General features: G+C 64.1%; 10 protein-coding genes. 4 read left to right on the forward strand and 6 right to left on the reverse strand.

What is annotated here, in order from left to right:
- The 6 genes from EKH80_RS21600 to rsmD all read right to left on the reverse strand — a co-directional run bounded on the left by EKH80_RS21600 (position 1) and on the right by rsmD (position 4704).
- The gene (locus tag EKH80_RS21600; protein ID WP_126686872.1) at positions 1 to 849 is read right to left on the reverse strand and encodes an MBL fold metallo-hydrolase; all 849 of its coding nucleotides are present in this window, start codon (positions 847 to 849) and stop codon (positions 1 to 3) included.
- A 118-nt stretch (positions 850 to 967) separates the two neighbouring features.
- The gene (gene ggt, locus EKH80_RS21605; protein ID WP_126686873.1) at positions 968 to 2683 is read right to left on the reverse strand and encodes a gamma-glutamyltransferase; all 1716 of its coding nucleotides are present in this window, start codon (positions 2681 to 2683) and stop codon (positions 968 to 970) included.
- On the reverse strand, positions 2680 to 2934 hold the full coding sequence (locus EKH80_RS21610; protein WP_126686874.1) for a YfhL family 4Fe-4S dicluster ferredoxin: 255 nt from the start codon (positions 2932 to 2934) through the stop codon (positions 2680 to 2682). The genes ggt and EKH80_RS21610 overlap by 4 nt, the downstream gene beginning before the upstream one ends.
- A 129-nt stretch (positions 2935 to 3063) precedes the next feature.
- The gene (locus EKH80_RS21615) at positions 3064 to 3573 is read right to left on the reverse strand and encodes a hypothetical protein (RefSeq protein ID WP_126686875.1); all 510 of its coding nucleotides are present in this window, start codon (positions 3571 to 3573) and stop codon (positions 3064 to 3066) included.
- Positions 3566 to 4099, reverse strand: a complete 534-nt coding sequence (gene coaD / locus EKH80_RS21620; RefSeq protein WP_126686876.1) for a pantetheine-phosphate adenylyltransferase — start codon at positions 4097 to 4099, stop codon at positions 3566 to 3568. The genes EKH80_RS21615 and coaD overlap by 8 nt, the downstream gene beginning before the upstream one ends.
- A gap of 29 nt (positions 4100 to 4128) precedes the next feature.
- On the reverse strand, positions 4129 to 4704 hold the full coding sequence (gene rsmD, locus EKH80_RS21625) for a 16S rRNA (guanine(966)-N(2))-methyltransferase RsmD (RefSeq protein ID WP_126686877.1): 576 nt from the start codon (positions 4702 to 4704) through the stop codon (positions 4129 to 4131).
- A gap of 74 nt (positions 4705 to 4778) precedes the next feature.
- Between rsmD and ftsY the strand changes: the two genes are divergently transcribed.
- Genes ftsY through EKH80_RS21645 form a run of 4 tightly spaced genes read left to right on the forward strand, consistent with a single transcriptional unit; the run spans position 4779 to position 8284 of the window.
- Positions 4779 to 5855, forward strand: coding sequence for a signal recognition particle-docking protein FtsY (gene ftsY / locus EKH80_RS21630; RefSeq protein WP_126686878.1), 1077 nt, complete (start codon positions 4779 to 4781; stop codon positions 5853 to 5855).
- Complete coding sequence (locus EKH80_RS21635) at positions 5855 to 6940, forward strand: AsmA family protein (RefSeq protein ID WP_329955495.1); 1086 nt, start codon at positions 5855 to 5857, stop codon at positions 6938 to 6940. The genes ftsY and EKH80_RS21635 overlap by 1 nt, the downstream gene beginning before the upstream one ends.
- Positions 6937 to 7986: an A/G-specific adenine glycosylase gene (gene mutY / locus EKH80_RS21640; RefSeq protein ID WP_126686879.1), complete on the forward strand. Its 1050-nt coding sequence runs from the start codon at positions 6937 to 6939 to the stop codon at positions 7984 to 7986. The genes EKH80_RS21635 and mutY overlap by 4 nt, the downstream gene beginning before the upstream one ends.
- 25 nt (positions 7987 to 8011) lie before the next feature.
- On the forward strand, positions 8012 to 8284 hold the full coding sequence (locus EKH80_RS21645) for an oxidative damage protection protein (protein ID WP_126686880.1): 273 nt from the start codon (positions 8012 to 8014) through the stop codon (positions 8282 to 8284).
- The last annotated feature ends 268 nt before the right edge of the window (positions 8285 to 8552 follow it).

Here is an 8552-nt window from a genome sequence, read left to right on the forward strand (position 1 = left end):
TCAAGCAATGCCGCGTAGTTCGGGCTGCTCGTCAGCCGTACCATAGCGCCCGCGCTCATCGCGTGTCACGCGAGCTACCGCACAGGCGTGATCATGCGTGAAGAACAGCCTCACGTTGCGCGCCAGCTTGTCTTCAAGGAACGCGCGCTTTTCGTCGATCAGCACCTCCGCAAAGCGGTCGTAGCCCATGGTGATGGGCAGATGCACCCAGGACCGCCCTGGAATCAGGTCTGCGCAAAAAACCACGCCGGCCACTTCCGACAGCATCAGGCCAGGCGTGTGGCCGTCCGAAAAGTGGAAGCGCACGGTCCGCCCGAGCGCCTGCGAATACTCGCCCGCCACCAGTTCCAGCCGCCCGCTGTCCTCAAGCAGCTGATGCAGCTCGGGAATGAAGGAAGCGCGATCACGCGGATGCGGCTTCAACGCGCGCTGCCAGTGCTGGGCGCCGACCAGGAAGCGCGCATGCGGGAACAACAACCGTGGTGCCCTGCCCTCCTCCCATGCCGCCAGCAAACCGCCGGCGTGGTCGAAGTGCAGATGCGAGAGCACCACCACGTCGATATCTTCATGCGACAAGCCGACCGCCGCGAGCGAATCGAGCAGCACATGTCGGCTTTCCACCACACCGTAGCGCTCGCGTAATGCAGGCTCGAAGAAGGCGCCTATGCCGGTTTCGAACAGCACATGACGGCCTTCCAGATCCGTGGCCAGCAGGCAGCGGCAGGCCAGAGGAATACGGTTGGACTCGTCCGGCTCGATCCAGCGCGACCACATCGACTTCGGCGCATTGCCGAACATCGCGCCGCCATCGAGTTTTTGGGTATTGCCGTTGAGCGACCGCAGTTGCATGACTTAAGCCTCTAGCAGTGAGGGCGAAGGCTGGGATGACAATCCCAGCATCAAGGCGCGGAAAGTGCTGGGATTGGCATCCCAGCCTCCATCTATGCCGCCAGGTAAAGGGCAGTCGCTACTGCACCTTGCCCAAGCCGTCTTCCCTGCGCGGATCGCTCGCTGCATCCAGCTTGTTGCTGCGCCGATCCCAGATCACCACGTTCATGAAGCCCCACGGCTCGCGCTGCTTGAAGGTATGACCCATCTGCGTCAACGCATTGGTGGTGGCCGCGTCAAACGCACCGGGCTCAACCATCACCACGTCCGGCATGAATTGGTGATGGAAGCGCTTCTTTCCCACGGCTTGATGCGCGTCGCCGCCATCGATGACCGCAAGAATGCCTTCCAGCACCTGCGTGATGATGGTGGAACCACCCGGCGAGCCGATCACAGCCGTGCGGTCCGCACCGATCACGATGCTGGGCGACATCGACGACAGCATGCGCTTGCCGGGCTCGGGTGCGTTCGCCTTGCTGCCCAGCAGGCCATAGACGTTCGGCTTGTTCGGCACCAGCGCGAAATCGTCCATCTCATCGTTGAGCAGCACACCGGTGCCGGCGGCAACGAACGTGGACCCAAGTGTGTAGTTCACGGTGCAAGTCATCGCCACCATGTTGCCGTCGGCGTCGATGATCGAGAAATGCGTGGTGTGCATGCCCGGGTCCTGGCCATTGGACGGCGCCAGCATCGAGGAGGGCGTGGCCTTGTCCGGCAGGATGGTCTGGCGCAGGCCGTCGGCGTAGTACGGCGACAACAGCATGTTCAGCGGCACCTTCACGAAATCCGGATCGCCCAGGTAATCGTTGTGGTCGCGGAACGCGCGGCGCATCGCTTCGATCACCAGATGGTCACGGTGCGCTTCATCCAGCTTGGCCAGGTCGAAGCCGGAAAGAATGTTGAGAATCTCGGCAATCGCCACGCCACCCGACGACGGCGGCGGCGCAGTGATGACTTGGTAGCCGCGATAGTCGACGGTAAGGGGGGCGCGCTCTTTCACGCGGTAGGAAGCCAGGTCCTTCAGCGTCCAGTTGCCGCCCGCCGCGCGCACCGCTTCGACCAGCTTCTGCGCGGTTTCGCCGCTGTAGAAACCGGCCTCGCCGTATTTCGCCAACAGCTCCAGAGTGTGCGCCTGGCCGGGATCGCGCCAGATTTCGCCGGCTGCCGGCACCTTGCCGCCCGGCAGGAATTTCTCTGCGGAAGCAGGCCAACGCGCGAAGTTGTTCTGCTCTTCCTTGATCGAGCCCAGCAGACGGCCGTCCGGCTTGAAACCGTCGCTTGCGATGCGGATGGCCGGCGCCAGCGAAACGTTAAGCGGGAGCTTGCCGTAGTGCTTGGCCAGCCACGCCAGGCCGGCCGGCTCGCCGGGGATGCCCGCCGACAGCGGCCCCTTCAGCGCGGTATCGCGATTGGGGCTGCCGTCGGGATTGAGATAGTCCTTCGAATTGACCGCTGCCGGCGCCGTTTCGCGCGCATCCACGAACACCGTACGCTTGCCGGCAGCCACATACATAGTGGCCATGAAGCCGCCGCCGATGCCGGAGCTTTCCGGCTCCACTACCGACAGCGTGGAAGCTACCGCGACTGCCGCATCGAAGGCGTTGCCGCCCTTGGCCAGCACTTCGAAGCCCGCTTGCGTGGCAAGCGTGTTCGCACTGGCAATGCCGGCATGACCGGGACGCTGCGCCAGCTGTACCGCCTGAGTGGATGGGATGGGCTTGTCCGCAGCGATTGCGCTGCCCGCACCCAAAAGAAAACTCCACAGCAATACTTGCCAACGCAATGCAAGCCTCATCCCTTGGTCTCCATCAGATGTTTGTACTTGTCTTCGAGCTGCTCGCGCGATTCGGCATGCGCGGGATCGATGATGATGCATTCCACCGGACACACGACCACGCATTGCGGCTCATCGTGATGGCCGACGCATTCGGTGCACAACGCGGGATCGATAACGTAGAACTCCTCGCCGAGCGAGATCGCCTTGTTGGGGCAGGCGGGTTCGCAGACGTCGCAGTTGACGCAGGTATCGAGGATCTTGAGGGACATGCTTGGGTTAGTTTACCTGGGCCGGCCGGAGCTTGTGCGTAGGAAAACGCCTAAGCATTCGCTCCGTGAACCGGCTAGGCGGCGTAGGCTGGGATTACCTCTCAGCCTATGCCGCCTTGGCCTTGCTACTTACATCTGCACGTAGCGGATGGTGGCATTGGTCGGCTTCAGCACGTCTTCCACGCGCTGCTGGTCGGCGCTGGCACCGATCACGACCACGATCACGCCCTTGAAGGAACCGGCCTTGGCATCCTTGAAGGCGGTGGTGACCACGTCAGCCGTCTTGCCCGAATCCGGGCCGCCGATCGCCAGCAGGTTGCCCGGCAGCACGCCACGGGCCACGATGTCCTGGATGTTGCTGAGCTGACGGTCGCGGGCATCCTTGGCCTCCTCGGTGTCGCCTGCCGGCACCAGATAGGCATACGGCTGCGGCGCAGTCATGCCCTGCATGTTCTTCTGCACCATCTGCCCGAGGTAAGCGCCCCAGGCCTTGCTGTCGTTCGGGTCAGCGGGCTTGCTCACCTGTTGCTCTTGCTGCTGTGCCTGCTGCTGGCCCTCGTTTTGCTGGTTGTTGCAGGCAGACAGTGCCAGGCAGCCGGTCAACGCAAGGGTGGTGGCGATCAAAGTGAGTTTACGCATTGTTGTCCCCTTCGGTTTCAGGTTGCTTTTTTTGCCAGCGCTGCCGCATGGCTTGTTGGACCGCCGGATGCACGAAACCGGAAATGTCGCCGCCGAGGCGACCGATTTCGCGTACCAGCGAGGAAGAAATGAAGCTGTACTGCTCGGCCGGCGTCAAGAATAGCGTCTCCGCCTGCGGAATGAGATGACGGTTCATGCTCGCCAGCTGGAACTCGTACTCGAAATCCGACACGGCGCGCAGTCCGCGGATGATCACCCCGGCGCCCAGCTCGCTGACCAGTTGGGCCAGCAGGCAATCGAAGCCGCGGACTTCCACATTGGGCAGGTCCGCCAGCGCCAGGCGCGCCAGCGTGATGCGCTCCTGTATCGAGAAGCCAGGCCCCTTGTTGGGGCTTTCGGCCACGGCCACCACGATACGTTCGAACAGCGGTGCAGCGCGCGCCACGAGATCCGCATGGCCATTGGTGATCGGGTCGAAGGTGCCCGGGTAGACAGCAAGGCGTTTATTGACCGGTGGCTGGTTCACTTAAGAAAGCATGGCGGGCAAGGAAGGCCCTAGCTTAACGGAACGATTTGCGAGCGGCGATAGAGCGCATAACTCACGTCACCGGCATGCCCCTCCCGGTATGGCATCCAGTTCGGCGGGAGCGCCAGGGCCTGGCCGCGCGGCGATTCAACATAAATTTGCGCCCCTTCGACTAGCCAGCCGCCCTGCTCCATCTGCCGCGCCAGTGGCGCCCACAGCCCAAGGGCAAACGGCGGATCGAGAAACGCCAGCCCGAACGGCCGCGGCGCGCCCCGCAGGAACTGCATGGCATCCATTTGCGCCACGTCTGCGGCTTCCGCCTTCAGCCGGGAGAGGTTGCCGCGCAGGGCTTCGGCCGAGGCGCGCTCCGGCTCGACGAACTGTACCGCCGCGGCACCGCGTGAGAGCGCCTCGATGCCCAGTGCGCCGGTGCCCGCGCACAGATCCAGCGCCCGGACGCCGGCAATCGTCGGCGCCAGCCAGTTGAAGAGGGTTTCGCGCACCCGCTCCGGCGTAGGCCGGAGGCCGGGCAGATCGGGCACGTTCAGGCGCGAATTGCGCAAATTGCCGCCGATGATACGGATTCGTCCCGGCATGGCCTTCATGCGCTGGGCTTCTCAGCGGACAGTACGGATCGGGGTGTTAGCATGTGCGGCATTGTCTTTGAATTGCTCCCCTCATGCTCAAGTTCTGGAAAAAGAAACCCGCCGACCAGGGCGCCGGGGAAAACGAGGAAGCGGCCCCGCAGGCAGCTGTCGAAGCAGCGCCAGCGCGTGTTGAAGCAGCGCCCGTTGTGGAAAACACTCTCGCCGCCGAGCCTGCGGAAGAGACGGCCCTGCCCAAGCGAAGCTGGCGCGAGCGCCTGTCGGGCAGCAGCTTTGCGCGCGGGCTTTCCTCCCTGTTCGCCCGTCATCCCAAGCTGGACGACAGCCTGCTGGATGAACTGGAAACCACGCTGATCACTGCCGACGTAGGCATCGAGGCCAGCACCTCGCTGGTGGAGAACCTGCGCAAGCGCATGCACAAGCGTGAGTTCGCCGACGCCGGTGCCCTGCTGCAGGCGCTGCGGCAGGAACTGGTGACCTTGCTCAAGCCGGTGCAGCAGCCGCTGGAAATCAACGGTCACAAGCCGTTCGTGGTGCTCATCGTCGGCATCAACGGCGTGGGCAAGACCACCACCATCGGCAAACTCGCCCGCCGCTGGCGCGATGAACAGCGCCAGGTGCTGCTCGCCGCCGGCGACACCTTCCGCGCTGCCGCCGTCGAGCAGCTGAAAACCTGGGGCGAACGCAACCAGGTGCCGGTGATATCGCAAGGCCAGGACGCGGATGCCGCCAGCGTGATCTTCGATGCCTTGCAGGCTGCGCGCTCGCGCAACGCCGACGTGTTGATCGCCGACACCGCCGGCCGCCTGCATACCCAAGGCGGGCTGATGGACGAACTGGGCAAGATCGCGCGCGTGCTCAAGAAGCTGGATGCGCAAGCGCCGCACGAAGTGCTGATGGTGATCGACGGCACCACCGGGCAGAACGCGGTAAGCCAGGTGCGCCAGTTCCGCCAGATCGTCGGCGTCACCGGCCTGGTGGTGACCAAGCTCGATGGCACTGCCAAGGGCGGCGTAGTGTTCGCGCTGGCGCGTGAGTTCGGCTTGCCGATTCGCTATGTCGGCCTGGGTGAAACCGCCACGGACCTGCGTGTGTTCGACGCGGATGCCTATGTCGATGGTTTGCTCCCCGCCGATTTCGCGCGAGCCTGATGACGATCCCCCGCCCACTGCGACTGCTGCTGATTGCTCTGGCCAGCATCGCAGGCGGCATAGTGCTGGTTGTACTGGTGGAGCTGTACCTGCTGCTGCAGCCGGATCGTTTCACCGCCATGCTGAAAGAGCAGGCGCACGAGGCTGGCCTGCAGCTTACGCTGTCTAGCCCGGCCAGCCCGACCCTGTTTCCGCGCCCGGCCCTGCATTTGGAGGGCATCACCCTCGCCGCGAGCAACCCCGGCCCCAGCGCCATGCCGATCCTGCTGGCCGCCAACGGCCGGCTGGTGTTGCCCTGGAACACGATCTTCGGGCATGAGGTGGTGATCTCGCGCATGCAGATCAACTCGCCGCGAGTGGACCTGGATGCCCTGCAAGCGTGGCTGATGAACCTGCCGCCGCAATCGGCCACGGTACCGGAGGCGATTCCCCGCATCGCCACCGGCGTGCGCATTCGCAACGGCAGTGTGGTGCAAAACAATAGCGAATGGCTCAGCAACGTGTCGCTCGACACCGGGCGGCTGGCGCCGGGCCAGGCGTTCTGGGTGAGTATGTCCGCCAAGGAAACCGACGGCAGACCGCTGCAATGGCAGTTCTCCAGCGTGCCCAGCATCGCCGACGGCGCGCTGAAACTGGACGCCATCGACATCCACGTTTCCGATAGCAGCGCCACCACCTTGCACCTGGCCGGCCAGGCGCGCTGGCTGGGTTCGGCCGATGCATCCATGCAATTGCAGGGCAAATTCCATCTCTCCGGCGAAGGCGATTACGACGCTGCCGTGATGCTTACGCCCGCCGCGCAGGGCAAGCCTTTGCTGCTGCATCTGAAGCTGCTCGGCGCCGACAACCATATCGATCTCGAACTGCCGCCGCTCGCGCTGGCGCAGTGGTGGAACCAGCTTGCCAATCCGCAGGGCCCGCAATTGTCCACGCCTCCGGGCAGCGGCCAGATCGACATGGCCAGGCTCGACCTGGGCAAGGTCCATATCGAGGGGCTGAGCGTACAAACCGACGATGCGGCGCCCGCCGCGGCGGAAAGTACCGCACCGCCCGCCACAACCCCTGTAACCCCACGACCGCAGTGACTTCTTTCGCCAGCCACCTGCTCGCCTGGTTCGACCGCCACGGCCGCCATGACTTGCCATGGCAACATCCGCGTGATGCGTATCGCGTGTGGCTGTCCGAGATCATGCTGCAGCAGACGCAGGTGGTCACGGTCATTCCCTACTTTCAGCGCTTCGTGACGCAACTGCCCACGCTGCGCGATCTTGCCGCGGCCGATGAAGATACGGTGCTAGCGCTGTGGTCGGGCCTGGGCTACTACCGTCGTGCACGTTTCCTGCATCGCGCCGCGCAGGCCTGCGTGGAAAAACATGCCGGCGAACTTCCGCGCGACTTTGACGCGCTGGCGGCGTTGCCCGGCATTGGCCGATCCACCGCGGGCGCGATCCTGGCCCAGGCCTATGGGCTCAAGTTTCCCATTCTCGATGGCAATGTGAAACGCGTGCTGACGCGCTATCACGGCATTGCTGGCCATCCGGGCGAGCGCGAAGTCGAGAAGCAGCTATGGCAACGCGCAGATGCCCACACGCCGGCAGAACGCACCGCTGACTACACCCAGGCGATCATGGACCTGGGCGCGACTGTCTGCGTGCGCACGCGCCCGGCATGTGCGATGTGCCCCATGCATAGTGACTGCGTCGCGTATCGCGACAATCTCACCGCGCAACTCCCCACACCCAAACCTGGCAAGGCCATTCCCACGCGCAGCACGACCATGCTGATCCTGCGCGACATCGACGGTCGCGTGCTGCTGCAGCGGCGCGGTGAACAAGGCGTGTGGTCGGGCCTGTGGAGCCTGCCGGAGGCTGACGATACCGACGAAGCCTGGCGTAAAGCGCAACGGCATGCGCGCATCGACGACGCCCAGCCACTGACGTCGTTCGTGCACGTCTTCAGCCACTATCGCCTGCAGATCCAGCCGCTGCTGTTCGATGGCGCGACAGCCGTGCACGCCATCGCCGATAATGCCGACCTGCGCTGGTACCCCATCAGCGAGCTGCTCATGCTGGGCCTGCCCGCACCAGTACGCTCGCTGCTGATGGCACTGCCCGAACCCACCGCGTTGTAAACCCATAAAGAGCAGAGATATCTCGATGAGCCGTACCGTTCATTGCGCCAAGCTCGGCATTGAAGCCGAAGGCCTGGATTTCGCCCCCTGGCCCGGCCCGCTGGGGCAGCGCATTTTCGCGGAGATTTCCAAGCCCGCCTGGCAGCAGTGGCTGGCCCACCAGACCATGCTGCTCAACGAATACCGCCTCAACCCGCTCGATCCCAAGTCCCGCCAGTTCCTGAGCGGGGAAATGGAAAAATTCCTGTTCGGGGGCGAGGCGAAGAAGCCCGAAGGCTACAAGCCCCCGGAGGCTTAAGTTCTCTCGCTTATCGACCCAGGCCACCCCACGCGGTGGCCTTTTTCAATGGGGTCTCTGGTCGCCCCCTTCCCCGCGCCGTGATCAGCGACGAATCTGAGCCGCACGATAGGTCGTTCCCTCCCCTGCTTGCACCTGATTAGCGCCATGTCTCAGCTGTGCGGCATGCAGCTCCCTCCCCTGCTTGCACTTGATTAGCGTCGAGTCTCAGTAGGGTTTCGTAGATCCCGCTCCGGCAAGGGGCGGGATCGGAGTAAGCCGGCAGCCA

Source organism: Dyella choica, from assembly GCF_003977665.1.
Classification (GTDB): domain Bacteria; phylum Pseudomonadota; class Gammaproteobacteria; order Xanthomonadales; family Rhodanobacteraceae; genus Dyella_B; species Dyella_B choica.

Bases quoted from the DNA above. Each gene is read 5' to 3' on its own strand.
- ftsY (WP_126686878.1), top strand. From the start codon at position 4,779: ATGCTCAAGTTCTGGAAAAAGAAACCCGCCGACCAGGGCGCCGGGGAA.
- EKH80_RS21600 (WP_126686872.1), bottom strand. From the start codon at position 849: ATGCAACTGCGGTCGCTCAACGGCAATACCCAAAAACTCGATGGCGGC.
- EKH80_RS21645 (WP_126686880.1), top strand. From the start codon at position 8,012: ATGAGCCGTACCGTTCATTGCGCCAAGCTCGGCATTGAAGCCGAAGGC.
- ggt (WP_126686873.1), bottom strand. From the start codon at position 2,683: ATGAGGCTTGCATTGCGTTGGCAAGTATTGCTGTGGAGTTTTCTTTTG.
- EKH80_RS21615 (WP_126686875.1), bottom strand. From the start codon at position 3,573: ATGCGTAAACTCACTTTGATCGCCACCACCCTTGCGTTGACCGGCTGC.
- rsmD (WP_126686877.1), bottom strand. From the start codon at position 4,704: ATGAAGGCCATGCCGGGACGAATCCGTATCATCGGCGGCAATTTGCGC.
- EKH80_RS21635 (WP_329955495.1), top strand. From the start codon at position 5,855: ATGACGATCCCCCGCCCACTGCGACTGCTGCTGATTGCTCTGGCCAGC.
- EKH80_RS21610 (WP_126686874.1), bottom strand. From the start codon at position 2,934: ATGTCCCTCAAGATCCTCGATACCTGCGTCAACTGCGACGTCTGCGAA.